The organism is Yersinia sp. 22-579, assembly GCF_030433455.1.
GTDB classification, from domain to species: domain Bacteria; phylum Pseudomonadota; class Gammaproteobacteria; order Enterobacterales; family Enterobacteriaceae; genus Yersinia; species Yersinia enterocolitica.
In genome coordinates this window covers 247,464-274,109 of sequence record NZ_JAUJTZ010000001.1, presented here as the reverse complement: position 1 = coordinate 274,109, position 26,646 = coordinate 247,464, and the positions used below count along the sequence as shown (strand labels likewise).

Below are 26,646 nucleotides of genomic sequence, written 5' to 3'. Positions count from 1 at the left end.
ACATTTTGTAAAATTATGGGTATAAAAGCTCTCGCCTTTTATTAATCATTACGGTAATCTCAAAAACGTTTGTGCTCGGATACCGGCATTTCACCCTTATCCTGATTTATATTGTGCGTTCCTGCACATTTATTTGGTTAAGTGATTGTCTCATCTGACCACAATCAATAATCTCGATTCGTTTGGCATTTTGGTAGCGACATCCGTCGTAAGGACAGCAAGGGAAAACAACAACAATGGTCAAGTCTCAACCTATTATGAGATATATTCTGCGGGTCATTCCTGCAGTTGCAGCAGCGGTAATGTTATCCGCGTGTAGTTCACCACAGACTTCGAACTTACATAATACGCAAACTGAGATGCGTGCAGTTAATGACAAAGATGGGCTTTTACTGCAAGCCTCTCAGGATGAATTCGAAGCAATGGTGCGCAACGTTGACGTCAAGTCGAAGATTTTAGAACAGTATGCAGGGTGGAAAGGTGTTCGTTATCGTTTAGGCGGTAGCAGCAAACGTGGTATTGATTGTTCTGCGTTTGTACAAACGACTTTCCGTGAACAATTTGGTATGGATTTGCCACGCTCAACATCTGAGCAGCAGGATCTTGGCAAAAAAATCCAACGTACTAAGTTGCGTCCCGGTGATTTGGTACTGTTCCGAGCAGGATCGACAGGCCGCCACGTTGGTATCTATTTAGGTAACGATAAGTTTGTACATGCATCGACCAGCGTCGGTGTGACAATATCGAGCCTAAATGAAGATTATTGGAATAAGCGTTATCGTGATGGGCGACGAGTGCTAAGTAGCGGTTCGCGCAGCTAACTGATTTTTATTCCTGTTGTCCGAGATACCAAACGAAACGATGAAACGCTGCCTCGGCAGCGTTTTTTATTGCCGAAATCATTTTATTGCCAAAATATAGTTTTTGTAGTCCCTCTACCCACTCCTTGTAGGAAACGTCCTTTTTTTGATCAAGACACGTAATTCAAGAATTTTCTGTGTAAAATTCGCCCCGCTAAACCAAGAGTTTTCTGGCACTAAGACATATCAACCACCGATTATTCTTTCTAGAATAAAGTAGATTGCGTTACTAAGCTGAAAATTTGTTTTATGGATATGTATTTCTAAAATACGCCAATAGAAATTAAGTTCACTTACACCGCATATTTGATGCATTTACATGGCATCTTTGCTTTATATTGGATTGAATTTCAAATCGATAAGCTTATTAATGTCAATATTGCTCCCTAGCAAATCGGTAGCGCTGTGCTGCTAACTTACTTATACTCATAATACTTTATCGATCTTGCTGAGGAGCGGCGTAACATGGGTTCAAACAGTGCGTTCTCCCGCAATATTTTATCCAGACGTCATCTCGTTAAAAAAAGTGTCATCCTCGCGCTCTGTTTCTTTATTCTTTTTGCTGTTATTACGCTGTCATTACTTTATCGCAGTAGTGAGCGTAAATTAACATTGCAAAGTGACCATATTATCTCCTACTCGTCTCAGTTCCTGAGTGAACTCACAACGTCGATGTCTCAGCTTATCCCACTGAGTGCAAAAAATTGTGAACAGGCCAGTTCTGCGCTGCACTACCGCGCCGCATTTACGAATGGTGTTCGTGCTTTCTTATTGGTGCGGAATGATATCGCTTATTGTTCTTCGGCCACGGGCGAAATGAATGTACCTGTCAGCGCGCTATACCCTAAAATTAATGTCTCTCAGCCATTAGATTTTAAAATTCAGCAAGGTACACCGATGATGCCAGGCAAACCGGCAATAGGTGTATGGTTACGCGAAGCGGGCCGCGGAAATACCGGCGTATTGGCAACACTAGAACTGACTTTACATCCCTACCTATTGCTGAATTATTCGAATAACCAGGTCAACGGCTTAGCTATCATTATTGATGAACTGGCGGTTACCACCTTTGACGCTAAAGTCATTCCTATCAGCCAGCTACCAACTCGCGATGCACGTGAGATCCAGCTCCCCGGCTACCCAATTAAAATATTGATTTATCATACCAGCCTGACCGCAGATGATATCCGTATGACTTTGTTGGGCGGGTTGTTACTTGCAGGCTTAGTTGGCATTCTGGCTTATTATATTTTAATTGCCAGCCAAAGTGCAGAAGCTGAAATCTTACGTGGTATTCGGCGTGGCGAGTTCTTTGTTGAATACCAGCCCGCATTTCGGTCAGATGACCGTTCCATTTCTGGATTAGAAGCACTTATCCGTTGGCAGCATCCTATTGAAGGACGTATTTCCCCTGATCTTTTCATTCCCTATGCGGAAGCTCAACATCTGATTCAGCCTCTTACCCGGCATTTATTTGAATTAATCATAAAAGACAGCAAATTAATGGCAGCTCATGTTCCAGCTGGAGTTAAATTAGCCTTTAATATTTCACCTGTTCACCTTACTGATGATAACTTCCGCAAAGATGTCACTCAGATGTTACAACAATTAAATACCGATGTATTCTCACCAGTATTCGAGATTACCGAACGGGGCATGGTTGAAGAAGAATTGGCAATTGAGCAATTTGCCTGGTTGCGTTCTCAGGGGATACAAATCGCTGTTGATGATTTTGGTACCGGGCACAGTGCACTGATTTATTTAGAACGTTTTACATTAGACTTTATTAAAATCGATCGTGGTTTTGTCAGTACTATCGGTATTAATACTGTCGCTGCACCGGTATTAGATGCTGTATTAATGTTGGCGAACAAACTCAATATTGAAACCGTCGCAGAAGGTGTTGAAACCGAACAACAACTCCAGTATTTAGCGCAACATGGGGTCAACTACCTACAAGGATACCTACTCAGCAAGCCGCTATCTGTTGAGGATCTGGTCAAGTTTTGTCATAAAAAAACTTCGTAACAAAAACTCATTGGCTTAATGTTTGCTTTACCCTTGTAAACTGGTAATTTCATTTGAGATTATTACTACGCAAATAACAGCAGGAGATCACTACCAATATGTTGTTACGCCTATTTGCTGCCTTGGCGCTATCAGCCCTGAGTTTTGGTCTGCAAGCTGAAACTATTAAAGAAGGTAGCTCTTTTGCCATATTGGGCGAACCTAAGTACTCATCAGATTTTAGCCATTTTGATTATGTCAATCCAGCGGCCCCTAAAGGCGGAGATATCACGCTCTCTGCAATTGGCACCTTTGATAACTTCAACCGCTATGCACTGCGTGGCAACCCGGCTGTTCGCACTGAGCGTCTATATGATTCGCTGTTTAGTACCTCAGACGATGAAATTGGTAGCTATTACCCATTAATTGCCGAGTCAGCGCGTTTTGCTCCCGACTTTCACTGGATTGAAGTTGATATCAATCCTCGCGCCCGTTTTCATGATGGCAAGCCCATTACCGCCCAAGATGTGGCATTCACTTTCAATAAATTCATGACCGAAGGTGTGCCGCAATTTCGTATCGTTTATAAGGGCGTACAGGTAAAAGCCATTTCGCGCCTGACCGTGCGTTTTGAATTCCCGGAACCCAATAAAGATAAGATGCTGGGACTATTTGGTTTACCTGTAATGCCAGAGCATTTCTGGAAAGATCATAAACTCAGTGACCCACTGAGTCAGCCGCCGGTCAGCAGTGGCCCCTATCGTATTGGTAAATATAAGATGGGCCAATTTATTACCTATGAGCGAGTCAAAGACTACTGGGCAGCCAACTTGCCAGTCAATCGCGGGCAATATAATTTTGACACCATCCGTTATGATTATTATTTAGACGATAAAGTCGCATTGGAAGCTTTTAAAGCCGGTGCTTTTGATTTCCGTGAAGAAACTTCGCCCAAGAGTTGGGCTACCCAATATGTGGGCGGTAACTTTGCGAAAAACTATATAGTGAAACAAGATATCCTTGATAATTCGGCTCAAAATACCCGCTGGCTGGCGTTTAATGTCCAGCGCCCTATTTTTAGCGACCGGCGAGTTCGTGAAGCACTGACATTGGCATTTGATTTTGACTGGATGAATAAAGCATTTTATTTCGACAGTTATCAACGCACTAATAGCTTCTTCCAGAACACGGAATATGCGGCTAAAGGTTATCCTGACAGCGCTGAATTAGCCTGGCTGGCACCGCTAAAAGGCAAAATTCCACCGGAAGTATTCACTCAAATTTACCAGCCGCCACACACTGACGGCAGCGGTAATGCACGCGATAATCTATTAAAAGCGCGGGAATTATTGAGTGAAGCGGGCTGGGAAATCAAAAATCAGCAATTAGTGAACCGTAAAACTGGTAAACCTTTTGTCTTTGAGTTGTTGTTGCTCAGCGGCAGTAATTTCCAATATGTTCAACCGTTTAAGCATAATTTGCAGCGTTTGGGCATAACGATGAATATCCGTGAAGTGGATAGTTCTCAGTTTGTTAACCGCCTGCGCAGCCGGGATTACGATATGATCCCCACGGTTTATACGGCTTTCCCTTACCCTAGCCCGAATCTGCAAATCTTGTGGAGCTCGGCTTATATTGATTCCAGTTATAACGCTTCAGGTATTAAAGATCCGGCGATCGACCAATTGATTGAACAGATTATTAAACATCAGGAACAGCCAGAAGCGCTGTTATCTCTGGGCCGCGCTCTGGATCGCGTGTTGACCTGGAACTACTTGATGATCCCGATGTGGTATTCCAATCACGCTCGCTTTGCTTATTGGGATAAGTTCTCGATGCCCGCAGACAGACCCACTTATTCGCTCGGCTTTGATAGCTGGTGGTTTGATGTCAACAAGGCAGCTCGCCTGCCAACAGAACGTCATTAGGGGGCGATTGTGGGCGCATATCTGCTACGGCGACTATTGCTGGTTATCCCCACTCTGTGGGCAATTATTACTATTAACTTTTTTATTGTACAAATAGCCCCCGGTGGCCCGGTTGATCAGGCGATTGCCAACATCGAACTGGGCCATTCCAGCGGATATAGCGCCGGAGGCGGCGATAGCGGATTAGGTGGCGCTAAGGTTGGCCTGAATGCCGCACAAGTTGGTGATAGCAACTACCGCGGCTCACGCGGATTAGACCCGGAAGTTATTGCCGAGATTAAACAGCGCTTTGGCTTTGATAAACCACTGCATCAGCGCTATTTCGAGATGCTTTGGAGCTATGTACGTTTTGATTTTGGTGACAGCCTATTCCGTGGTGAATCCGTTATGTCATTGATTAAACATAGCCTGCCGGTATCTATCTCGCTGGGGTTATGGAGCACACTGATTATCTATCTGGTTTCAATTCCTTTGGGAATTAAAAAGGCGGTGCGTAGTGGCTCGGCTTTTGATACCTGGAGCAGTACCTTAATCATTATCGGCTATGCTATCCCTTCGTTTTTATTCGCCATTTTATTGATTGTGCTGTTTTCCGGCGGCAGTTATTTCGATCTGTTCCCGTTACGAGGGCTGGTGTCTAGCAACTGGGATACCCTACCGTGGTACGGCAAAATAACCGACTATTTGTGGCACATCACATTACCGGTTCTGGCCACCGTGATTGGCGGTTTTGCCACACTGACCATGCTGACCAAAAACTCGTTTTTGGACGAAATTCGTAAACAATATGTGGTTACTGCTCGCGCCAAAGGTTTACCCGAAGAAAAAATCCTTTATCGGCATGTGTTCCGCAATGCCATGCTGCTGGTGATTGCCGGCTTCCCTGCCACTTTTATTAGCATGTTTTTTACTGGGTCATTATTGATAGAAGTGATGTTTTCACTGAATGGCTTAGGGCTACTGGGCTATGAAGCCACTTTACAACGCGATTATCCGGTGATGTTTGGCACTCTTTATATTTTCACTCTGATTGGTTTATTGCTGAATATCCTCAGCGATATCACTTACACCCTGGTTGACCCACGGATTGATTTTGAGGGCCGCCAATGATCAAGCGACTAAGTGCAATTAATCAAGCCCGCTGGGCGCGGTTTCGCCAGAACCACCGTGGCTATTGGTCGCTGTGGATCTTTCTAACACTGTTTATTATTAGTTTGTTTGCCGAATTGATAGCCAACGACAAGCCGCTCTTGGTGAGCTATCAGGGTAAATTTTACATGCCCTTTATGGTCAACTACACCGAATCAACCTTTGGTGGCATTTTAACCACGGCAGCGGATTACCAAGATCCATATGTCATTGGCCGGATTAAAGATAATGGCTGGGCCATCTGGGCACCCATCCGCTTTAGCAACAACACCATTAATTTTGCAACAGACGTGCCTTTCCCCTCGCCACCGAGCCGCACTAATTTGCTCGGTACTGACAGCACTGGCGGCGATGTGTTGGCCAAGATCATTTACGGCTTTCGTATCTCACTGTTATTTGGCCTTACATTAACCCTGCTCTCCAGTGTGATTGGGATTTGTGCTGGGGCAGTTCAGGGCTATTACGGCGGAAAAATTGACTTGTTGGGGCAGCGATTTATTGAAGTCTGGTCTGGCATGCCAACCCTGTTTTTAATCATTTTACTGTCCAGCATTGTGCAGCCGAATTTCTGGTGGCTACTCGCCATTACCGTGATATTTGGCTGGATGGGGCTGGTTGGTGTGGTGCGAGCCGAGTTTCTGCGTACCCGAAATTATGACTATATACGTGCTGCAAGGGCGATGGGAGTGCGCGATCGCGTGATTATGTCGCGACATATGCTGCCCAATGCCATGGTTGCCACTCTGACCTTTCTGCCCTTTATTTTGTGCGGTTCGATAACTACCCTGACCTCACTGGATTTCCTTGGCTTTGGCTTGCCAATGGGCTCACCTTCACTCGGTGGGCTGTTATTGGAGGGTAAAAATAACCTTCAGGCTCCGTGGTTAGGAATAACGGCATTTCTGGTATTGGCGGTGCTGTTATCTCTGTTGATCTTTATCGGCGAAGCGGTGCGTGACGCCTTTGACCCAAGCAAGGTGTACTGATATGGCGACCTCCCCACTTCTGGATATTCAAAATCTCAGTATCGCCTTTCGCCAGGCAGGTGTTGAACACCAGGTCGTCAGCGAGTTGTCATTGCAAATAGATGCCGGTGAGACACTGGCTTTGGTCGGGGAGTCTGGTTCGGGTAAAAGTGTCACTGCCCTGTCGATATTGCGCCTGCTACCCTCACCACCCGTGGTGTACCCCAGTGGCGATATTCTGTTTGCCGGTAAATCGCTATTACATGCCGATGAACCGACATTGCGCGGCATTCGTGGTGATCAGATTTCCATGATTTTCCAGGAACCGATGGTGTCATTAAACCCGCTACACACCATTGAGAAGCAGCTATCTGAAGTGCTATCACTGCACCGCGGCATGCGTCCGGAAGCCGCCCGTACTGAGATTATCCAGTGCCTTGACCGGGTCGGTATTCGCAACGCCAAAGGCCGACTGGCTGATTTCCCACATCAGCTTTCCGGGGGTGAGCGCCAGCGCGTCATGATTGCTATGGCAGTCCTGACTAAGCCCAAATTACTGATTGCCGATGAACCCACGACGGCACTGGATGTTTCGGTGCAAGCCCAGATTTTGAGTTTGCTGAAAGAGTTAAAGCAAGAGATGGGCATGAGTTTACTGTTTATCACCCATAACCTGAATATCGTGCGCCGGTTGGCTGATAATGTGGCCGTGATGCGTGAGGGGCGCGTGGTTGAGCGCAATACTCGCCAGGCGCTGTTTAACTCACCACAGCATGCTTATACTCGCCAGTTATTGGATGCCGAACCACAGGGCGAACCACTACCACTCCAAACCGGCCTGCAACCCTTACTTGAAGTCAAAGGGCTGCAAGTGGCTTTCCCGATTAAACGTGGCTTGTTGCGCCGAACTGTCTCGCATCATTATGCTTTGAAAGATCTCAGTTTTGCTTTAAGGCCCGGTGAAAGCTTAGGTTTGGTGGGGGAATCCGGTTCAGGGAAAAGCACCACCGGGCTGGCATTACTGCGCTTATTGCCTTCCCAAGGTGAGATTTGGTTTGATGGTCAACCGTTGCATAATTTCTCGCCCAAACAGATGTTGCCTTATCGCAGCCGAATTCAGGTGGTGTTCCAGGACCCTTACTCGGCACTGAATCCACGCTTGAATATTCAGCAGATTATTGCTGAGGGGCTGGAAGTTCATCAGAAACTCAGTGCGGCGCATCGCGAGCTGCGTGTGATTAAGGCGATGGAAGAAGTTGGATTGGATCCGGTGAGCCGCTATCGCTACCCAACGGAGTTCTCTGGTGGACAGCGCCAGCGCATTGCTATTGCACGTGCATTAATCCTGCAACCTCAACTACTGATCCTCGACGAGCCTACCTCTTCTCTGGACAAATCGGTACAGGCACAAATTCTGGCTTTGCTGAAATCCCTTCAGCAGCGCTACCAACTCAGTTACCTGTTTATCAGCCATGACTTACAAGTCGTACGGTCACTGTGCCATCAAGTGATTGTGTTAAAACAGGGAGAGGTGGTGGAACAAGGGGACTGCCAGGCCATCTTTGCAGCGCCAAAACAGCAATATACCCAGCAATTATTGCAATTTGCTGACTAGTTTGGCGCACAGCAGGAATCAGGGCATACGAAAGCGCCAGCATAAATCACTGACGAAAGCTTAATCGCGAATCAGAAAGGATAAAGCGCAGTCATGGTCTCAGCAATAGCCACACCGACATCTTTCAGACGGCACATGGTCGCACTTTCATCCTGACGATGAACAAACAAGCAAGGCTCGCCTTCCCATTCCACAATGGCGGAGTCCACCTGTATCTCTTGTAGCGAAAGATGGAGCCGCTGCATGATAATTTGCGCATGTGTACCATCATGGCTCAGTAACTTCAGTCCCATGAGGTCATTGTTGCTATCGTCTATCGCGGCTAGTGGCATCGGTTCAACTTTGACGCCGATAAACCCAGATAACCAGCGGTAACTTTGCGGCAGACGATGTACTACCGAAAGTTGGATATTATTCACGTATTTTTCCTAGTCAAAAATAAAATTCAAAAATCACAAAAGCACCACAATGACTCACACTTACTAAAGTTATAGCCGCTAAGTTGTCATTGTGCTTGGTTCAAACCTCACCAAAACACACCTTTGATAACAATTTAGAAACTAAAAATCAACAATGCCATTTTTTGTGCTGTTTTTAACCTTTGGTCAGTCCCCCTTACCAAGCTTGAGACTGCCAGTTTGGGATTTAGATCCCATTTTTCGTTATATTTAACCCTTTATGGCGGCTATCTCAACCATTTTTCTTGCAAACCCATTACCTAATACCAGCCAATATTTTACATTTAACGAACAATTCATCGTCAAACAAACCTAATAAAGTAGATTTAATTAATTGATAAATATATAAATTCACTGATATCAACTTCTCTCTTACGAGCAAGAATAACAGGTAAAAATAACGTTATAACAATTTCATCTTTTTTGATACATCGCTCAAAAAGTTAACAATATGGTGCCAAGCACAACTATGCAATAAATAATGATATGCATGCTTATTATATTGATTGAGCGCAAGAGTTTTGCCTTTTTTAGAGGCAAATAGAGTGATATTTAATGATGTGAAAGGTAAAGCAAGGAGGAGGAACAAATAAGACTGAAATTGACAAATTGGTTACAAATAACAAACGTGAAGGGAGCCCCAAAGGCATTTACCCTTCACATTCTATTCAATCAGGCTATTTTACCGCACTTTTATTCTGCGGACGGCTGGCATACAGATACAACAGCATGGCGACAATAATACAAAATGCCATTGAACTGACCATCGGCCAGGCACTGCGGGAGGGGGCCATCGATAACAGCGTTCCCACTACCGCGCCAATACCAAAGCGCAAAGTACCGGCCAAAGAAGACGCCGTCCCAGCCATATGCGGGAAATCATCCAAAATGACTGCCATCGCATTTGAGGTAATCATCGCGATGCACCCGACATAAGCAGCAACACCCAACACCAGCGCCCAGAATCCTAACCCGGTGGCACAGACCACCAATAGCCAGATCCCCATGACAAATTGAACTAACATACCAAAACGGAACATCTTCAGCGCTCCGAAGCGGCGAACATTACGGCTGTTGATCAAGGTCATCAAGAATAAAAAGACAATATTCAGCGCGAAGTAATAGCCGAAGTTTTGCGGAGAAACTCCATTTAAATCAATATAAACAAACGGCCCAGCACTGAGGAATGAGAACATACCGGCAAAAGAGAAACCGCTGGCCAGCATGTAGCTCAGTACTCGTTTATGACGGAATAAAGCGCCAAAATTGCCAATAGTGGTGCGCAAATGAAACTTCTGCCGTTTCTGTTTCGGCAAGGTTTCTTTGATAAACAACGCGACCAATATCGCCCCCACCAACGCAGCACCCGCCATGCTCCAGAAGATGGCGTGCCAGCTAAACCACACTAACAAGGCACCCCCGATAATCGGTGCCAGCAATGGCGCGATAGTCATCACCAAGACCACAAAAGACATCATTCGTGAGAAATCATCTTTGGTGAACATATCTCGCATCAATGCATTAATCACCACACTGGCAGCAGCAGCTGACAAACCATGTAGGAAACGTAAATTAATCAGTTGCTCAACTGACTGCGCCATGGCACAAGCCATCCCCGCCAGAGCAAAGATAAGCGTGCCCCAGAAGATAACCGGCTTACGCCCGATGCTATCAGCCATTGGCCCATAGAACATTTGCCCGATGGCGAACCCCAGTACATAGGCACTTAGTGTCATCTGTACCGCACCACTTTCTACGCCAAACTCCTGCGCAATGATGGGCATACTGGGCAAATACATATCAATAGCCAGAGGCATCAGCATTGATAGCAAGCCCAAGATAAAGATCAAGCCAACGTGGGATGTCCGGTTCTTTGCTTCATTTGGATTACTGGCATGCACGTTCGACTACTCCTTCAATAACCTACCAACCTACCGCGGGTAATATCAACGGCAAAACAGTGTGGAAACAAAGGCTCCACACTGCAATAGAACATCAATTACAAGTGGGGAGCGCCAACACTGGCAATTTCTTCCGGTGTCAGTGGGCGATACTCACCAGGTGCCAAATCATCATCAAGTTTGATATCGCCAATGCGCTCACGGTGCAGTTCCAACACGCGATTACCCACGGCCGCAAACATACGTTTCACCTGATGGTAGCGCCCTTCACTGATGGTCAGCCGCACCAACTGTGGTTCGATTACCTCAAGTTGAGCGGGTTTAGTCAGAGACTTCTCATTATGCAACTGCACGCCGTCGGTAAACTGCTGCGCGGTATCATCAGCAATCGGCTGTTCCAGCGTTACCAAATAGGTCTTTTCACAATGATGGCGTGGAGAGGTAATGCGGTGTGACCATTGACCGTCATCGGTCATAAGTACCAATCCGGTGGTATCGATATCCAACCGCCCAGCGGCATGAAGTTTGTATGCTACTGGTTCATCAAGGAAATACAGCACGGTCGGATGATCCGGGTCTTCTGTTGAACACACATAACCCTGCGGTTTGTTCAGCATAAAGTAACGTGGGCCAACCGTTTGTTGTAATGGGTTGCCGTCAAATCTCACGTCTTGTTCCGGTGTCAGCTTGATAGCACCACTTTTGACCACTTCGCCATCTATAGTGACGCGTTTTGCCCGCAGCTCGCGCGCAACTAACGCCCGGCTAACCCCTAATTGCTGAGATAAAAACTTGTCCAATCGCATTGAATCTACTTTGCCTATTCATAGAGTCGTGCCACCGAGGGGCACGATACCCGCACTCACACCTGCCAACGATGACAGAATGCTAATTATACGGTGTGAAATTAATAAAACAGTATAGCGGCGGTTGCCATATCATCCTAGGAACAGTTACGCAAAAAGCCGTTATTGAGAAACGACTTATCCGCGCGATCCCGCCTCTCGCACCAGCGGCCACACACAGGCATAATAATAGAAAGTCTTGAAGATCAATGGCACTTATACGTTGCAGGAAAGTGTTGCAAATGGTGAATGAGTTGAACAATTTGAAAATGATGATAAAAATCACCGGGCAGGCTTATTAATGGCCTTTACGTTACGCCCTTATCAACAAGAAGCGGTAGATGCGACCCTCGCTCATTTTCGCCGCCATGCCGAGCCTGCGTTGATCGTCTTGCCCACAGGGGCCGGTAAAAGTCTGGTTATTGCTGAATTAGCAAAATTGGCTCGTGGGCGCGTTTTAGTACTGGCGCATGTCAAAGAACTGGTAGCGCAGAATCACGCTAAATATTGTGCTTATGGTTTAGAGGCAGATGGTTTAGACGCCGATATTTTTGCCGCTGGCCTGCAACAACGCCAAAGTGAAGGGAAAGTAGTTTTTGGTAGCGTACAATCCGTGGCGCGAAACCTGTCTCTATTTGATAGCGCCTTTTCACTGTTGATAATTGATGAATGCCATCGAATCAGCGATGAAGATGACAGCCAATATCAGCAAATTATTCAGCATTTACGTACCACCAACCCACGCCTACGCTTACTGGGGCTGACTGCCACCCCCTACCGTTTGGGTAAAGGCTGGATCTATCAATTCCACTATCACGGTATTACCCGTGGTGATGAAAAATCCCTGTTCCGCGATTGTATTTATGAATTACCCCTGCGTTATATGATTAAGCACGGCTTTCTGGTACCACCGGAACGGCTGGATATGCCCGTCGTGCAATATGATTTCAGCCGCTTGACCAGCAATAGCGACGGTATGTTCCGTGAAGCGGATTTAGACCGCGAGCTTAAGCAGCAGCAAAGAATTACCCCTCATATTGTCAGTCAGATAATGGAATATGCCGCCCATCGACGGGGGGTGATGATTTTCGCCGCCACCGTTGAGCATGCTAAAGAGGTCTATGGGCTGTTGCCTAAAGGTGAGGCTGCGCTGGTCAGTGCCGGAACACCACCGGCCGAACGGGATGCGTTAATTACCGCGTTTAAACAGCAGCAATTGCGCTATTTGGTAAATGTCGCGGTGCTGACCACCGGTTTTGATGCCCCGCATGTCGATCTGATTGCCATTCTTCGCCCGACCGAGTCAGTCAGTTTGTATCAGCAAATTGTCGGGCGCGGGCTGCGGCTCTCTCCGGGCAAAGAAGATTGCCTGATTCTGGATTATGCTGGCAACCCCCATGACCTTTTCACCCCAGAAGTGGGCACCAGCAAACCCCACAGTGACAGCCAACCGGTGCAGGTCTTTTGCCCGGACTGCGGCTTTGCCAATATTTTCTGGGGGAAATGCACTGAGTCCGGCGAGATTATTGAACACTATGGCCGCCGCTGCCAGGGTTGGTTTGAAGATGATCAAGGTGCGCGGGCCCAATGTGATTACCGCTTCCGCTTCAAATCCTGCCCACATTGTGGTGCAGAAAATGATATTGCTGCTCGCCGCTGCCATCAGTGTCAGGAGGTGCTGGTCGATCCCGATGACATGCTCAAAGCCGCGTTGAAATTAAAAGATGCACTGGTACTGCGTTGTGGCGGGATGAGCCTGGAAGCAGGTCTGGATGCAAAAGGTGAGTGGCTAAAAATCACCTATTACGACGAAGAGGGTACCAATACCAGTGAGCGATTTCGCTTAACCACTGCCGCACAACGAATGGCATTCGAGCAAATTTTCCTTCGTCCGCACCAACGGGCTCCGGGTATTGCGCTTAAATGGCAAACTGCTGCAGATATTATCGCCCAGCAAGCGCTATTGCGTTATCCCGATTTTGTTGTCGCCCGCCGTCGTGGACAATGGTGGCAAATCAGGGAAAAGGTTTTTGATTATCAGGGCCGTTTTAGACGCGCTGATTCCCTCGCCTAAGCCGCATTTAGCCTGATAATTTCGCAGTTTCGTTTGCTGTCTGCTCAATACTTCGCTAGAATGTCGCCCGCTTTGCTGTGGGTTTACCCAATCAAAGCCGAGTATCGAACCTGTTGCTGGGTCGCCTGTAGCAGGGTAAATTTTCTTTAAGAGAAAACAAAATGATCACTATCAATGTAGAAGTACGTAACGACCAGGGTAAGGGTGCGAGCCGCCGCCTGCGTGCAGCAAATAAATTTCCGGCAATCATTTACGGTGGTTCAGAAGCAGCAATCTCTATTGCTCTTGACCATGACACCACCAAAAACCTTGAATTGAAACCGGGCTTTTATGATTCTGAACTGACTCTGGTTGTCGACGGTAAAGAAACCAAAGTTAAAGTACAGGCTGTTCAGCGTCACGCTTTCAAACCAAAACTGACTCATATCGACTTCGTTCGCGTTTAATCGCATCGCTGTCGATATTCGGGACGCCGAAATAAAAAACGCCGCTTATGCGGCGTTTTTTATTGGCGATTCAGACAGCTATCATTTACCTGAATTACGCTGTAGCTGGTCACGCAGATTCGGTGGCGTACCTTTAATGGTCAACGTGTCGGTTGCCGCATCCCAAAAAATACGCTCGCCCAATAACAACGCATCAAAATTAATACTCAACCCGCCGCCACTGCCGGCAAATTTGGTCAATTGACGCAACGTACCGCGATCCGCCGGGAAGCTCTCTTCCAATGCATAACCTTGTTCAACGGAGAATTGCTGAAAATCTTTCTCGCCCAACTTCGGCAACTCTTGCGCAAGTTCCTGCAAAGCAATTTCTTCACCGGCCTGCAACTGCTCATTACAGTAGCTATAAACCTGCTGGCGATATGCCTGACGTTCATTTTTACCCAGCTCGGCATCCGCGCAATAATCATCAACTGCCTGTAATAAACCACGGTTCTGCGCTTTAGTATCCAGGCCTTCACTAGCAGCCAGGAAATCCATAAAGAAGTCAGAAACCTTGCGCCCTACCCGCCCTTTCAGGAAGGTCAGATAACGGGTGGATTCCGGGTTGTTTTCCCATTCAGTTAAATCGATACGAGCCACAATATCAGCACGATTAATATCGAGATAATGGGTGGTACTCAGATCAAGTTGCTCATTAACCCGCATGCTATTGCAACTGCTCAGTACTGAAATCAGCAAATATTCCACTGCCAGATAGCGGTATTGGCAAAACAACACCACCCCCCCTTCGGCAAATGGATATTTGGCTAACTCATCACGCAAACGTCCAGTCGCTGCACGGCTAAAGCTGAGGAAGTCTTCATCACCCTTACGGCTTCGTTTCAGCGCATCAGCTAGCTCGCTTTGTTCATTAAACAATCCATAAGCTTTGCTTTTGGCACTGTAAACCCGATGCAGCTCGGCCATCATTTCTTCAACTACAGCATTGGCAGGTAACAATGAATCGCGCAACACCACATCAAGCGTTTGTTCATCACGTTTGACAAGCTGGTGTAAGGCTATCTGGTCAATATCCAGACTCATGATAAATACTCCTTTTGGCTAGTGGCGTATTCAATCACTGATGCCTGAGGGCTGCAACCCAAAAGCTATCCCGCCCCCCAATTAATGGCTAATGATTCTTAATGCTATAAAATAGCGGAAAAGCGCGTCTCTATACGGTAAGATATGGGACTTTGTCAGGTGTTGAGTTCAATTTTTATGCCACAATCATCCCGTTACAGTGACGAACACGTTGAACAATTGCTGTCTGAATTGGTCAGCGTACTGGAAAAACACCGTACCCCAACCGATCTTTCTTTGATGGTTTTGGGGAATATGGTAACAAATCTGATCAATACCAGCATTGCCCCCGCGCAACGCAAAGTATTGGCTCGTTCTTTCGCTGAAGCCCTTCAAGCTTCAGTACGTGAAGACAAAGCTCATTAATTTATCGGCCAAGACTGCAATTTCAATATGGTGACAAATCGTCAGCGCTATCGTGAAAAAGTCTCCCAGATGATCAGCTGGGGGCACTGGTTCGCCTTGTTTAATATCCTGTTCAGCCTGGTGCTGGGTAGCCGCTATTTGTTTGTTTCCGATTGGCCCTCATCGCTGATTGGCCGTGTCTATGCCCTTGTCAGTTGGCTGGGGCACTTTAGTTTTATCGTGTTTGCCGCCTATCTACTGGTGATATTCCCGCTGACCTTCGTGGTGATGTCACAGCGGTTGCTCCGATTCATCTCCGCCGCTTTCGCTACCGCGGGTTTGACCCTGTTATTAGTGGATACCGAGGTCTTCACCCGTTTCCACCTACATCTTAACCCCGTCGTGTGGGAATTAGTGGTTAACCCGGATCAAACTGAGCTGGCGCGTGATTGGCAATTGATGTTTATTGCCGTGCCGGTCATTTTTCTGGTCGAGATGCTTTTCGGCACTTGGGCATGGCAAAAACTTCGCAGCCTCAACCGGCAGCGCTTTGTTAAACCATTGGTTGCCGTATTTATTTCAGCCTTCTTTGCCTCGCATCTAATTTATATCTGGGCAGATGCTAATTTCTATCGGCCAATCAGTATGCAGCGCGCAAACTTGCCGCTCTCATACCCGATGACTGCACGTAAATTCCTTGAAAAACATGGTTTGCTTGACCAGGAAGAATATCAACGACGCTTGATAGAACAAGGTAATCCAGACGCCCTAACGGTGGAATATCCTCTCAGCCCCATTGTCTTTAGTGACAACGGCAGTGGTTACAACCTGTTATTAATTGTGGTTGATGGTATCCGTGCTAATAGCCTGCAAAAAGATATGCCAGCTTTGTCAGAGTTTGGTCATGCCAACATTCAGTTTGACCGGCATTACAGTTCAGGTAATCGCCAGGATACGGGTCTGTTTGGCCTGTTTTATGGTATCTCCCCAACCTACCTCGACGGTATTCTTTCTGCGCGTAAACCTTCGGCATTTATCACGTCATTAAGTGCGCAAGGGTATCAATTTGGGTTGTTCTCATCCGATGGCTTTGCCTCACCGCTCTATCGCCAGGCATTGTTATCCGATTTCACCTTACCTGCGCCAGCAGAGCAAACAGACAGTGAAACCACCGCACAATGGCAGCAATGGCTATCAACACTCAATAGCAATGCGCCGTGGTTCTCATACATTAATTTGAATGGCGCTGTTGAAGCGCAAGATCCGGTCATAGGCCACAAAGTTGCCCTCCCAACTGATTTTATTCATAACTATCAAACGGGTGCCAAGGATGTTGATCAGCAGATTGCGACCATTCTGGATACGCTGAAACAACGTGGCCAACTTGATAAGACCGTGGTTATTATTACTGCGGCCCACGGTGTCGAATTTAATGACACTGGCAATGATAACTGGGGTGCTGGTAGCGGCTTTAATCGACAGCAACTACAAGTTCCATTAATTGTTCATTGGCCGGGCACTCCCGCACAGAAAGTGAATAAGCTAACGAACCATGAAGACATCATGGCGACACTGATGCAGCGGCTATTACACGTCAAAACGGCCTCAGAAGACTATTCGCAAGGGGAAGACTTGTTCGCGGCACAACGTAACAATAACTGGGTGGCGACGGGCGATAATGGCACACTGGTGATTACTACACCAACACAAACCATCGTGTTAGATAATAATGGTGAATATCGCACCTATGATGTGCAAGGCAATGAAATTAAAGATGAAAAGCCACAACTTCCGTTACTGTTGCAAGTGCTGACTGATATAAAACGTTTTATTGCGAACTAGCTCTAAAAAATGAGTATGTCACGGTTAAAAAAACAGCAAACGTATTGGCATAGTCTTGCATTAGTCACTGTAAAATGTAGTATAAATGCCATTGCATCGGCATGTAGCGCAGCTTGGTAGCGCACCGTCATGGGGTGTCGGGGGTCGGAGGTTCAAATCCTCTCATGCCGACCAAATATCCCAAAGAAAACCAATCCGTTAGGGTTGGTTTTTTTGTTTGTGGGATTTGGCAGGGGAAACTCAGGGAAAAAAATGACTCATTTGCGAGTAGCTAGAAACCATTAACTTCAATTACTAATAAAATAAAAATACATAAATACTATTAATTATTAAAAACCAGAATTTTCATTGTATTGCCCATCAATTCCTCATCAATATGCTTAATTAGCAAAACATACCATTTGCAATAAATCAATTTCGTGAACTACATTTTTGATGGATATATTCATTATCCTAATGAATATGGTTGCATTTGTATTTATTGCAATTATATATAATCACATCGATTACCAGAGGGTGTTATTACCATGGGCAATAATAATCAACTGAAGAATGAAGATGATACTGCGGCATTAGATTTATTGGAGCAAGCGATGGGGTTTACTTTTCAAGCCTCATTGCGTGCTGCAACAATTTTAGGGGTAGCGGATTATCTGACAGAAGAGGCAAAAACTGCGGAGGAACTTGGACAGACAGTAGGGGCAGACTCACGTCATTTAAATCGCGTATTACGCATGCTAGCATCGCGAAATATCTTTGCAGAATCAGCAGATGGTCGATTTTCACTGACCCCAGCGGCACAGTATCTTCGCTCAGATCATCGTGACTCACTGCGCGCGGCGGTATTAATGCTGACGGATAAAACATTCTGGCTCCCACTCGGTAATCTTGTCGAAAATCTACGAGGTGAATCGGCCTTTAAAAAGGCATTCGGAATGTCTTTTTATGAATACTGGTCACGAGATAACATTCCCGAATCAGAAGGTGATTTTCATACTGGTATGTCATCGATGTCCTCAGTAGAAAATAACTTCTTGGTGCGCAGCTATGACTTTCCAAAACATGCCACAGTGATTGATATTGCCGGTGGTTTTGGGGGATTACTGTTAAAAGTACTGCAAAATAATCCCACATTACAGGGTATTTTATTCGATCGCCCTGCGGTCTTGGCGAAGAACCGTCTTGGTGAGTTAGGAGATGATTCACGTTGGGAAACCCAGACAGGTAATTTCTTTGAAAGCTGCCCAACAGCTGATATTTATTTATTAAAATACATCACAATGGATTGGCCGGAAGAACAAGCAAGTCAGATATTGCGCAGTTGTCGTAATGCAATGCGGCCCAATTCAAAAGTGCTTATCTTTGAACCTGTTATATCCAGAGAAGATACCAGGCAAGGTGGCAAAGAGATCGACCTTTTGTTATTAGGTAGTTTTGATGGAGGACAAGCACGCACTGAGGAGGAACTTAAAACACTGCTGGCCAGCGCAGATCTGAAACTTAATCGTATTATCGATACCGGAAGCTATGTATCAATTATTGAGGCTATTCCAGCCTAAATATAAGCATCTATTTTAAAGAAATACGGCCTAATTGAAGATTAGGCAAAAATTTATTCGGATAATGACCATCTATTAAATAATAAAGGAAAACGGGCAATGTTATGAAATATGGCGGTATAACATTGTCTATTTTATTAACAATTAAATATTAATAATAACAAGATTAAGAAGTCTTTCAATATTAAATGGGGGAAGTTATTTTTACAATTATAGCTATAAGTCTTTTTGCCAACCCTTGGCTATAAACATATTTGATGATCTTACTCACCACTCCCAGAAAACAGAGTGGCGAGAATCATACAAACATTAATCAACTATAATGCGACCATTAAGCGGCTGTATTGGCCGATTATTGTTATGATGAACAACAGACTGGAATTGATGTATTTGTTCAGCAGAAACATTAACAGGCTGATCAAGCACTAACCAGGTTACACCTTCAGAACAAGGTGGTGTGGTAAGTGAACCACTAAAACGGTAAAAATTGAACTGTTTTGGTAGCAACTCATTAATATCCAAAGGTCTATTCAGTATTGTTAATTGGTCTACCACTGTTGGCATTTGCTGCCAGGCTAGTGCCAATTGTGTATTAGCTTTTCCCAACTGGAACAGCAGCGCCAATACTACCAACTCACCCTTGTTATCTTTATAAACAAAATGAGCTTCCAATGGGAAGTGTTTGCCATCAATTTCGTTTTCACTGGGGGCGTGAAAATGGAATTGTTGCAATGTAAACGTATCGCCATCCAGCTTTAACGTATTACCAGCGCTAGTATTAATCTGAATCGTATGGCCATTATTAACGATTTGTTGCTTGCCTTGCTGGAAATTTAATTCCAATTGACCATGATGAGTTTTCAATGCGCCATGAATATTGATTGGTGACTGATTTTTACCCGTTTCACAAAGAGAGAAATCAGGGGAAAGTTTCCCCCAATGTGCCGGGTCTTCCTGCCCCTCATATCCCCAGTGAGCATGTTCCGCAGCACTGGCAGAAAAACTGGCTACCAACATTGCAGCGAACAATAATTTTCCTTTCATTTCTTATCCCTATTAAGCAAAAACTAAATTACACCTGACGAACAACCATACAAAGCATGGCAATAGCCGTCGGAGTAAAAGAGTAACTCAGCTTTTTTTTAGGATATGTCAGTTACTTCCTACAAAACGATAAAATTATTGTAATAGCTTAAATTTAAACTATTTTTTCATTAATGAAAAATGTAACCAACTGCGTTTGGGAGGGTGTAAAGGAGAAAATGGTGAGAAAGGCCGGTGTTAAACGGCCCTTCCCTGTTGGCTGGTTTATCAGAGAGTTAAAGCTCTTCACCATTGCTGGCAATCACTTTTTTATACCAATCAAAACTTTGTTTACGTGAACGCGCCATCGTGCCGGTGCCGTCATCATTTTTATCCACGTAGATAAAACCATAACGCTTGCTGTATTCACCGGTTGTGAATGATACACAATCGATACAACCCCACGGGGTGTAGCCCATCAGGTCTACGCCATCTTCAAACACTGCTTTCTTCATCTGCTCGATATGGGCTTTAAGATACGCAATGCGGTAATCATCATGAACCATGCCGTCATCAGCCACTTTATCGATAGCACCAAAGCCATTTTCAACAATAAATAGCGGCTTCTGGTAACGTTCATACAATACGCTCAGTGAATAACGCAAGCCGACGGGATCGATCTGCCATCCCCAATCGGATGCTTTAACATGTGGATTCGGTACACTGCCCTCAAAGCCAGAAAGGGAGTTGCCGCTACCGGGATTAACCGCAGAAACTGCGTTACTCATGTAATAGCTTAAGCCCATGTAATCGGCGCAGCCCTCACGTAGAGTATCAAGGTCGCCCTCTTCCATATTGATAGTGAAACCGCGGCGCTCCCATTCATTCAGAATATATGAAGGGTAGTAACCACGCATGTGGACGTCACCGAATAGATAACGCTCACGCATAGCCTCCACCGAATACATCATGTCATCTGGATGGCAGGAGAATGGATAGAGCGGCACCATTGCAACCATACACCCGATTTTGAACTCTGGATTAATAGCATGGCCCAGTTTGACTACTTTGGCACTAGCGACAAACTGATGATGCAGAACCTGATACATCGTTTCTTCAGGATTTTCTTGCTCAGTGAACACCACACCAGAGCAGCAGTAACCAAATAGTGGATATTTCCAGTTACGTTGGTTATTGATCTCGTTGAATGTCATCCAATATTTGACTTTGCTTTTGTAGCGCTCCATGACCACTTCACTGAATTTCACGAAAAAGTCGACCACTTTCCGATTTTTCCAGCCACCGTATTCTTTAACCAAGTGCCACGGCATTTCAAAATGAGATAGCGTAATAACCGGTTCGATGCCGTATTTCAGCAACTCATCAAACATATCATCGTAAAATTGCAGACCCGCTTCATTCGGTTGCAGCTCATCACCTTTCGGGAAAATACGCGTCCAGGCAATGGAAGTACGGAAGCATTTGAAGCCCATTTCGGCAAACAGCGCAATGTCTTCTTTATAATGACCATAAAAATCAACCGCTTCATGGTTTGGATAGCGATACCCCTCTTGCACACCATCAGTCATAACTCGGTCAACACCGTGAGCGCCGCCGGACAATACATCGGCAATGCTTACACCTTTGCCGCCTTTATTCCAGCCGCCTTCAACCTGATGTGCCGCAACTGCGCCGCCCCATAAAAAATCTTTCGGTAATTGTTTGTGGCTCATAACTCTCTCCCTTAATACTGTGGGCAATTGTTCACCCTGGAAATAAAAATCAATGGCGGATAATTAACCCGCCCGAACATTAAATATTCTAGCCTTGATTCATTTGTGCCTGAGCAATAGGTGCTTCAGATGCTTTAGCACTGCCTGGTTGTTCCACATTCTCTGGTTCATCGGTAAACCCAACCAGCCAGGTGAAAACCGCTCCCAAGACGAAAGCGACGGTAATAGACAGCAGAAATCCCAAGAACTGTGCCATATGCCCTTCTTTAAAGAAGACCGGCAACACCGCAATGCCCGGCAGGCAATAGCTCCATGACACCGCATTAAAAGACCCCGCGATAGCTCCACCAATCCCCCCTGCGGCGCAGCTGCATAAGAAAGGTTTCTTCAAACGTAATGCCACACCGTAAATAGCAGGCTCGGTAATACCGAATAAAGCGGTAATCCCCGCGGACAATGAAATTCCTTTCATTTCACGGTTACGCGTTTTTAAGTAAACACCAAACATGGTTCCGGCCATGGCAAAGACTGCGGAGGCTTGCAAGCCGGTAAAAGTGTCATAACCCAATGTCGCATAGTTCCCTACAGTGACCGGAGTGATGCCCCAATGAACACCCAATGTGACCAGTGGCTGCCAGAATGCACCAACCATAAACCCTGCTATCGCTGGGCTGAGATTATAAAGTGTGTTGTAAACGCCGCCAATTGCCCCACCGATCAAGTTACCCACTGGGCCAAATACCAACAAGGTTAAGGGCACCATAATGGCAATACAGAACATCGGGGTAAACAGGTTACGCACCACCATTGGCAGTACTTTTTCAAAGAAGCGCTGCACATAAGACATGGCCCAAACCATCAAAATAATCGGGATAACCGAGGCGGTATAGCTCAGGTATTGCACGGGAATACCGAAGAAATCCAAGGTGGGTGATGATAATGGAATACCAGCAATAGTATTCAAAATGTGGGCAACCTGCGGATTATTTAGCGCTTCATGCATCAATTGCTGAACGGCAGGGTCTGCGGAATTCACCGTAACAATTTTATTAGCCGTCAGCATGTTCATATAATCAGGGCTGATCAACGCACAAGCAGTAATTACGGCGGTAAAAGGGTTAACATTGAATTTTTTGGCCGCCGTAAAAGCCACCATCACAGGCAAGAAGGTAAATCCGGTCCAGGAGACAAAATTTAAAATTCGATACGTACCGCTGGCGGCATCCATCCAGCCAATCGCAGCCAGGAAAGAAATAATCCCTTGTAAAATACCGCAGGCGGCCAGTGGATAAAGGAAAGGTGCAAAAATACTGGAGATAATATCCATCAACCGGCTAACGATACCGACTTTAGGTGCTGCCACCGGTGCACTTTCATCGATATTAATCAGGTTCGTGACATGCTTATAGGCATCGCCGACGTGGTTACCGATAACCACTTGCATTTGCCCACCCGCTTCAATAACGGTAATAACCCCTTTAACACGATTTAATTTTTCTTTATCGACAGCTTTATTATCTTTCAATATAAAACGTAAACGTGTTGCACAATGTGTGACGGTAATCACATTATTATCACCGCCAATATACTTAATAATTTCTTGGGCGGTTAATGCGTAATCAATTGCCATTATTAATCTCCTGTCACGAATGCTGAGTATAAGATAAACAGAGTGTTATCGGATTATTATTAATATTTTTTCGATTGAGACTGGAGTTTAGCAAAAAGAAAGATGAAGTCACGATATAACAAAAACCATGAATTGGAATATGTAACATGTAAAAAACACCCTGTTTTATTGGGTGTTTTTATTAACTAATTGCGGGAGTTTTTTGCCTATAGTTTCAATAATATATAAAACGGGGATCTGAGTAGTAATATTATATTGACCTTCTAATACAATAGGAGGCATGTGATAAGAGATATTTAAATCAGCCATCTTAGCCAAGGTCGAATTATCACTATTGGTCAAGCTAATAATCTTGCAGTGTTGCAGGCTAAACTGATTGGCGATACGGATGATTTCTTCCGTTTCACCAGAAACAGAGAGGATAATCGCAATCGCATCCTGATACATATCACTATTGATTGGATAATAAGGATCATCGATATAAGTGCTGTATTTTCCTACATTAGAAAAGAAACGTGCACTGTATTTTCCTAATGCACCCGATGTTCCTATTCCAACAAAAATAATTCTACGTGTAGCCGCTATTTGCGCGGCAGCGCTCTCAATAAGTTCGTCAAACTCACTATTATTAATACTTTTGAAATAGCTAATTATTTCGCTAATACCGAAACTGACCGGTGGTTTTTCGTCATGTTCTAAATAGAGTTTAAAACGAACACGAAATTCAGAGTAACCATCACAATTCATTTTTTTACAAAAACGCAAGACGGTGGTAGTAGAAACACCCGCGGCGTCTGCCAACTCCCTGATGGTCATGTACATCACTTTATCAGTATTTTTTATGATGTAGTTATAGACGATCAATTCCAGTTCGTTCAGCGATGATATTTCTTTATAGGTAAACATACTGGTACCTGAAATCCCGTTAGATGCTAGAAACCATGGTACAAATACCATGGTCCAAGATAGATGAATTTAGCATGAAATGCAGGAAGTAACGAGGCAGTTATTGCAGGTTGGTTCCGCCATTTATTGTGCTTACGTTCGCAGTTGTAAAACTTGGTTAAACTGAGCACTATCCGCATCAATATCAGCGGCAGAAAGCACGCTCATCAATTCTCGCTGAATTGTATTAAACCATTCAGCCGGTAATATCGTTGGGGGAACACCGCCGGTGACATTGCCGTCAGTAAACTCGCCGTGACTGTCGGCGCGTGTATTAGGAATATCTCCAATTTTTTGCATAGAAAATCCTCACCCGTTAAGGTGCTAAAAATGAATAAAGAGATTAGTTAGCTAACGTAACCGAACTTCAAAATAGTATGAGATGGGTTTAGCACGGCTAAACGGCATTCCAACTGTTTATTCCCCCATGTACGCAAGGGGTCACTGCAATAGGTCAAGCCACACTGGGCATGGTTAATGGTGGTTTTAGGAGCCGTAATTAGCCAGGTAAAAGGCCATTCCTCACAGTTCAAAGCATCGCGACGCACTGCCATTCCGGCGCAGGCTTGCCGGTATTGAGTGATGCTGATGGAGTAACCCAGCGCCTTTGCTACGCGAATAAAATAGGCTGCTGATTGCTCAACAACGGAAGCCACCGATAAATCTGGCTGCCGTCCGCTTGTGCGAACCAGAGCAACTCATGCTGCAGATGCCTCTGACACTGATCACAGAGCCTGTTGCCGGTGCGATTACATGCGTTTCTCTTATATATTTCGATTGATTATTACCGCAAGTAATTTTACGATCAATACCGCAGGTGATTGGATATCATTGCTAACGGTAATAACATTGACTCATGAAAAAGAAGCCATTGACGCCAGAACAGTTAGATGACGCTAAACGGCTGAAAGAGCTGTTTAATGCCAAGAAAAAAGCACTGGGTATATCCCAGGAGTCTGTCGCGCATGAATTAGGGGTGGGCCAAAGTGCGGTGAACCAATTCCTAAACGGTATAAACCCGCTCAATGTGACCAATGCAGCTGCTTTTGCCAAAGTGCTTAATGAGCCTATTAGTAGTTTTAGTCCTTCTTTGGCAACAGAATTGGCGAAAATGGCTGAAAGTTTGTCTATCTCATCCCCAAACCGACTCAATGACAAACCCACAGGGACAGTCGCTAACAGTTACCCGTTAATCAGTTGGATTAGCGCAGGAAATTGGTATGAGGCCATAGAACCCTATCAATTACGTGATATAGAAATTTGGCCTGAGTCGACCAAAAATGCGCATGACAGTGCATTTTGGTTGAGCGTAAAAGGCGACTCTATGACTTCACCGTCAGGAATCAGTTTTCCGGAAGGAATGATTATTCTGGTCGATCCGGAAAAAGAACCCATGCCAGGTAACTTTGTTGTCGCCAAATTAACTGACGATAATGAAGCGACATTTAAAAAATTAATTGTTGATGCTGGCGTTAAATACTTGAAACCATTGAATCCTGCTTACCGTTTAATTGAGCTGAATGGCAACTGTAAGATACTTGGCGTGGTGGTTGATGCCCGCTGGTTAGAGATAGATTAGCCAAAGCCGCCTATTCTTAGATTTGTATTTGTGTGTCACAAAAATCTAAATCATGTGTATAAACAAGAAGATAAAGTCCCGCATAAAAATAACCGCAGGTGATTAGCCGTCAAATCACTTGCGGTTATTTTTCATATCACTAAAATAATTATTTGACCTCATTTCACATTAAAATGGCTAAAACTCGGTTGTTTTATGCTAAATAGAACTGTATATTAATACAGTATTAATCACCCAGGAAAGAAATCATGCGAGTAGAATTAATTTATGACAAGCGGAATGTCGCCGGCCTGACTAACGCCAATGAAATGATTAAAGCTGAATTGACCAAACGTGTGCATCAAGTGTTTCCCGGTGCCGAGGTTAAGGTCAAGCCGATGCAAGCCAATGGCATTAATACTGATGCAACTAAACAAGAAAAATCAGTGCTCAACCGTTTAGTAGAAGAAATGTTTGAACAAGCCGATGAATGGCTAGTCCATGAGTTTTAAACACAATTAAGCCGGGTAACCAAACCCGGCTCATATTAAGTTTGATAAAATTGTCATACTGGAATTTAATCTTTTTAATTTTTTTTTAATCTTTAATTAACGCCTTTAAATTCTTAGCAATGTTAGCTT

The 26,646-nt window shown here is 45.0% G+C and carries 23 protein-coding genes and 1 tRNA gene; 14 read left to right on the top strand and 10 right to left on the bottom strand.

Annotated elements, in window-relative coordinates; all coding sequences use genetic code 11:
* The first annotated feature begins 236 nt into the window (after window positions 1–236).
* From mepS to yejF, 6 genes are all read left to right on the top strand, one after another.
* Window positions 237–821 carry a bifunctional murein DD-endopeptidase/murein LD-carboxypeptidase gene (gene mepS / locus QSV56_RS01280; protein ID WP_005161836.1) on the top strand — a complete coding sequence of 195 codons (585 nt, stop codon included), beginning with the start codon at window positions 237–239 and terminating at the stop codon, window positions 819–821.
* A gap of 504 nt (window positions 822–1,325) precedes the next feature.
* Window positions 1,326–2,888 (top strand): cyclic di-GMP phosphodiesterase, encoded by a 1,563-nt coding sequence (locus QSV56_RS01275; RefSeq protein ID WP_019083496.1) that lies wholly within the window; start codon window positions 1,326–1,328, stop codon window positions 2,886–2,888.
* A gap of 98 nt (window positions 2,889–2,986) precedes the next feature.
* The gene (locus QSV56_RS01270) at window positions 2,987–4,795 is read left to right on the top strand and encodes an extracellular solute-binding protein (RefSeq protein ID WP_046694826.1); all 1,809 of its coding nucleotides are present in this window, start codon (window positions 2,987–2,989) and stop codon (window positions 4,793–4,795) included.
* Between the two features lie 9 nt (window positions 4,796–4,804).
* On the top strand, window positions 4,805–5,905 hold the full coding sequence (locus tag QSV56_RS01265) for a microcin C ABC transporter permease YejB (RefSeq protein WP_005171436.1): 1,101 nt from the start codon (window positions 4,805–4,807) through the stop codon (window positions 5,903–5,905).
* Entirely contained in the window at window positions 5,902–6,930 is a 1,029-nt protein-coding gene (locus tag QSV56_RS01260; protein ID WP_301210328.1) for an ABC transporter permease, read from the top strand. Before QSV56_RS01265 ends, QSV56_RS01260 begins: the two co-directional genes overlap by 4 nt.
* Window position 6,931: 1 nt before the next feature.
* Complete coding sequence (gene yejF, locus QSV56_RS01255) at window positions 6,932–8,524, top strand: microcin C ABC transporter ATP-binding protein YejF (protein WP_050915370.1); 1,593 nt, start codon at window positions 6,932–6,934, stop codon at window positions 8,522–8,524.
* Between the two features lie 71 nt (window positions 8,525–8,595).
* On the opposite strand, the gene QSV56_RS01250 is transcribed toward yejF, so the two are convergent.
* From QSV56_RS01250 to rsuA, 3 genes are all read right to left on the bottom strand, one after another.
* Window positions 8,596–8,943 carry a YejG family protein gene (locus QSV56_RS01250; RefSeq protein WP_019079954.1) on the bottom strand — a complete coding sequence of 116 codons (348 nt, stop codon included), beginning with the start codon at window positions 8,941–8,943 and terminating at the stop codon, window positions 8,596–8,598.
* Window positions 8,944–9,659: 716 nt separating this feature from the next.
* On the bottom strand, window positions 9,660–10,883 hold the full coding sequence (locus QSV56_RS01245; RefSeq protein ID WP_046694824.1) for a Bcr/CflA family multidrug efflux MFS transporter: 1,224 nt from the start codon (window positions 10,881–10,883) through the stop codon (window positions 9,660–9,662).
* 98 nt (window positions 10,884–10,981) lie between these two features.
* Window positions 10,982–11,689: a 16S rRNA pseudouridine(516) synthase RsuA gene (rsuA, locus tag QSV56_RS01240; protein WP_013650136.1), complete on the bottom strand. Its 708-nt coding sequence runs from the start codon at window positions 11,687–11,689 to the stop codon at window positions 10,982–10,984.
* Window positions 11,690–12,029: 340 nt separating this feature from the next.
* Here rsuA and QSV56_RS01235 point away from each other — a divergent pair, with 340 nt between their 5' ends.
* Together QSV56_RS01235 and rplY are read left to right on the top strand one after the other, a co-directional pair.
* Complete coding sequence (locus QSV56_RS01235; protein ID WP_046694823.1) at window positions 12,030–13,802, top strand: DEAD/DEAH box helicase; 1,773 nt, start codon at window positions 12,030–12,032, stop codon at window positions 13,800–13,802.
* Between the two features lie 161 nt (window positions 13,803–13,963).
* Window positions 13,964–14,248: a 50S ribosomal protein L25 gene (rplY, locus tag QSV56_RS01230; protein WP_019079957.1), complete on the top strand. Its 285-nt coding sequence runs from the start codon at window positions 13,964–13,966 to the stop codon at window positions 14,246–14,248.
* 81 nt (window positions 14,249–14,329) lie between these two features.
* Here rplY and yejK read toward each other — a convergent pair whose 3' ends face one another.
* Window positions 14,330–15,331 (bottom strand): nucleoid-associated protein YejK, encoded by a 1,002-nt coding sequence (yejK, locus tag QSV56_RS01225; RefSeq protein WP_005161874.1) that lies wholly within the window; start codon window positions 15,329–15,331, stop codon window positions 14,330–14,332.
* A 177-nt stretch (window positions 15,332–15,508) separates the two neighbouring features.
* Here yejK and QSV56_RS01220 point away from each other — a divergent pair, with 177 nt between their 5' ends.
* The 4 genes from QSV56_RS01220 (at window position 15,509) to QSV56_RS01205 (ending at window position 19,116) form a co-directional block, all read left to right on the top strand.
* On the top strand, window positions 15,509–15,736 hold the full coding sequence (locus tag QSV56_RS01220) for a YejL family protein (RefSeq protein ID WP_002208836.1): 228 nt from the start codon (window positions 15,509–15,511) through the stop codon (window positions 15,734–15,736).
* A gap of 27 nt (window positions 15,737–15,763) precedes the next feature.
* The gene (yejM, locus tag QSV56_RS01215; protein ID WP_219650224.1) at window positions 15,764–17,557 is read left to right on the top strand and encodes an LPS biosynthesis-modulating metalloenzyme YejM; all 1,794 of its coding nucleotides are present in this window, start codon (window positions 15,764–15,766) and stop codon (window positions 17,555–17,557) included.
* 97 nt (window positions 17,558–17,654) lie between these two features.
* Window positions 17,655–17,731: transfer RNA gene (locus QSV56_RS01210), tRNA-Pro, on the top strand.
* A 353-nt stretch (window positions 17,732–18,084) separates the two neighbouring features.
* Window positions 18,085–19,116, top strand: coding sequence for a methyltransferase (locus tag QSV56_RS01205; protein WP_019079959.1), 1,032 nt, complete (start codon window positions 18,085–18,087; stop codon window positions 19,114–19,116).
* A gap of 309 nt (window positions 19,117–19,425) precedes the next feature.
* Here the strand turns inward: QSV56_RS01205 and QSV56_RS01200 are convergent, their stop codons facing one another.
* The 6 genes from QSV56_RS01200 to QSV56_RS01175 all read right to left on the bottom strand — a co-directional run bounded on the left by QSV56_RS01200 (window position 19,426) and on the right by QSV56_RS01175 (window position 25,103).
* Entirely contained in the window at window positions 19,426–20,160 is a 735-nt protein-coding gene (locus QSV56_RS01200; protein WP_046694822.1) for a carbonic anhydrase, read from the bottom strand.
* Window positions 20,161–20,435: 275 nt separating this feature from the next.
* Window positions 20,436–21,872 (bottom strand): 6-phospho-beta-glucosidase, encoded by a 1,437-nt coding sequence (locus tag QSV56_RS01195; RefSeq protein ID WP_050164358.1) that lies wholly within the window; start codon window positions 21,870–21,872, stop codon window positions 20,436–20,438.
* A gap of 88 nt (window positions 21,873–21,960) precedes the next feature.
* Complete coding sequence (locus tag QSV56_RS01190) at window positions 21,961–23,502, bottom strand: PTS transporter subunit EIIC (RefSeq protein WP_046694821.1); 1,542 nt, start codon at window positions 23,500–23,502, stop codon at window positions 21,961–21,963.
* Window positions 23,503–23,667: 165 nt separating this feature from the next.
* The gene (locus QSV56_RS01185) at window positions 23,668–24,408 is read right to left on the bottom strand and encodes a MurR/RpiR family transcriptional regulator (protein WP_046050606.1); all 741 of its coding nucleotides are present in this window, start codon (window positions 24,406–24,408) and stop codon (window positions 23,668–23,670) included.
* A gap of 132 nt (window positions 24,409–24,540) precedes the next feature.
* Window positions 24,541–24,747, bottom strand: a complete 207-nt coding sequence (locus QSV56_RS01180; RefSeq protein ID WP_046694820.1) for a hypothetical protein — start codon at window positions 24,745–24,747, stop codon at window positions 24,541–24,543.
* 47 nt (window positions 24,748–24,794) lie between these two features.
* Window positions 24,795–25,103, bottom strand: coding sequence for a putative phage tail protein (locus tag QSV56_RS01175; RefSeq protein WP_113773025.1), 309 nt, complete (start codon window positions 25,101–25,103; stop codon window positions 24,795–24,797).
* A gap of 200 nt (window positions 25,104–25,303) precedes the next feature.
* Here QSV56_RS01175 and QSV56_RS01170 point away from each other — a divergent pair, with 200 nt between their 5' ends.
* A complete protein-coding gene (locus QSV56_RS01170; RefSeq protein ID WP_011815980.1) occupies window positions 25,304–26,026 on the top strand; it encodes a LexA family transcriptional regulator in 723 nt (240 codons plus the stop codon).
* 248 nt (window positions 26,027–26,274) lie between these two features.
* The gene (locus QSV56_RS01165; RefSeq protein ID WP_005159352.1) at window positions 26,275–26,517 is read left to right on the top strand and encodes a DinI family protein; all 243 of its coding nucleotides are present in this window, start codon (window positions 26,275–26,277) and stop codon (window positions 26,515–26,517) included.
* Window positions 26,518–26,646: the final 129 nt, after the last annotated feature.

Excerpts from the sequence above, each read along its gene's own strand:
- QSV56_RS01220 (WP_002208836.1), top strand. The coding sequence starts at position 15,509 with ATGCCACAATCATCCCGTTACAGTGACGAACACGTTGAACAATTGCTG.
- QSV56_RS01165 (WP_005159352.1), top strand. The coding sequence starts at position 26,275 with ATGCGAGTAGAATTAATTTATGACAAGCGGAATGTCGCCGGCCTGACT.
- QSV56_RS01170 (WP_011815980.1), top strand. The coding sequence starts at position 25,304 with ATGAAAAAGAAGCCATTGACGCCAGAACAGTTAGATGACGCTAAACGG.
- yejM (WP_219650224.1), top strand. The coding sequence starts at position 15,764 with ATGGTGACAAATCGTCAGCGCTATCGTGAAAAAGTCTCCCAGATGATC.
- QSV56_RS01195 (WP_050164358.1), bottom strand. The coding sequence starts at position 21,872 with ATGAGCCACAAACAATTACCGAAAGATTTTTTATGGGGCGGCGCAGTT.
- QSV56_RS01205 (WP_019079959.1), top strand. The coding sequence starts at position 18,085 with ATGGGCAATAATAATCAACTGAAGAATGAAGATGATACTGCGGCATTA.
- yejK (WP_005161874.1), bottom strand. The coding sequence starts at position 15,331 with ATGAGTCTGGATATTGACCAGATAGCCTTACACCAGCTTGTCAAACGT.
- rplY (WP_019079957.1), top strand. The coding sequence starts at position 13,964 with ATGATCACTATCAATGTAGAAGTACGTAACGACCAGGGTAAGGGTGCG.
- QSV56_RS01200 (WP_046694822.1), bottom strand. The coding sequence starts at position 20,160 with ATGAAAGGAAAATTATTGTTCGCTGCAATGTTGGTAGCCAGTTTTTCT.
- rsuA (WP_013650136.1), bottom strand. The coding sequence starts at position 11,689 with ATGCGATTGGACAAGTTTTTATCTCAGCAATTAGGGGTTAGCCGGGCG.
- QSV56_RS01260 (WP_301210328.1), top strand. The coding sequence starts at position 5,902 with ATGATCAAGCGACTAAGTGCAATTAATCAAGCCCGCTGGGCGCGGTTT.
- QSV56_RS01275 (WP_019083496.1), top strand. The coding sequence starts at position 1,326 with ATGGGTTCAAACAGTGCGTTCTCCCGCAATATTTTATCCAGACGTCAT.
- yejF (WP_050915370.1), top strand. The coding sequence starts at position 6,932 with ATGGCGACCTCCCCACTTCTGGATATTCAAAATCTCAGTATCGCCTTT.
- QSV56_RS01190 (WP_046694821.1), bottom strand. The coding sequence starts at position 23,502 with ATGGCAATTGATTACGCATTAACCGCCCAAGAAATTATTAAGTATATT.
- QSV56_RS01270 (WP_046694826.1), top strand. The coding sequence starts at position 2,987 with ATGTTGTTACGCCTATTTGCTGCCTTGGCGCTATCAGCCCTGAGTTTT.
- QSV56_RS01180 (WP_046694820.1), bottom strand. The coding sequence starts at position 24,747 with ATGCAAAAAATTGGAGATATTCCTAATACACGCGCCGACAGTCACGGC.
- mepS (WP_005161836.1), top strand. The coding sequence starts at position 237 with ATGGTCAAGTCTCAACCTATTATGAGATATATTCTGCGGGTCATTCCT.
- QSV56_RS01235 (WP_046694823.1), top strand. The coding sequence starts at position 12,030 with ATGGCCTTTACGTTACGCCCTTATCAACAAGAAGCGGTAGATGCGACC.
- QSV56_RS01185 (WP_046050606.1), bottom strand. The coding sequence starts at position 24,408 with ATGTTTACCTATAAAGAAATATCATCGCTGAACGAACTGGAATTGATC.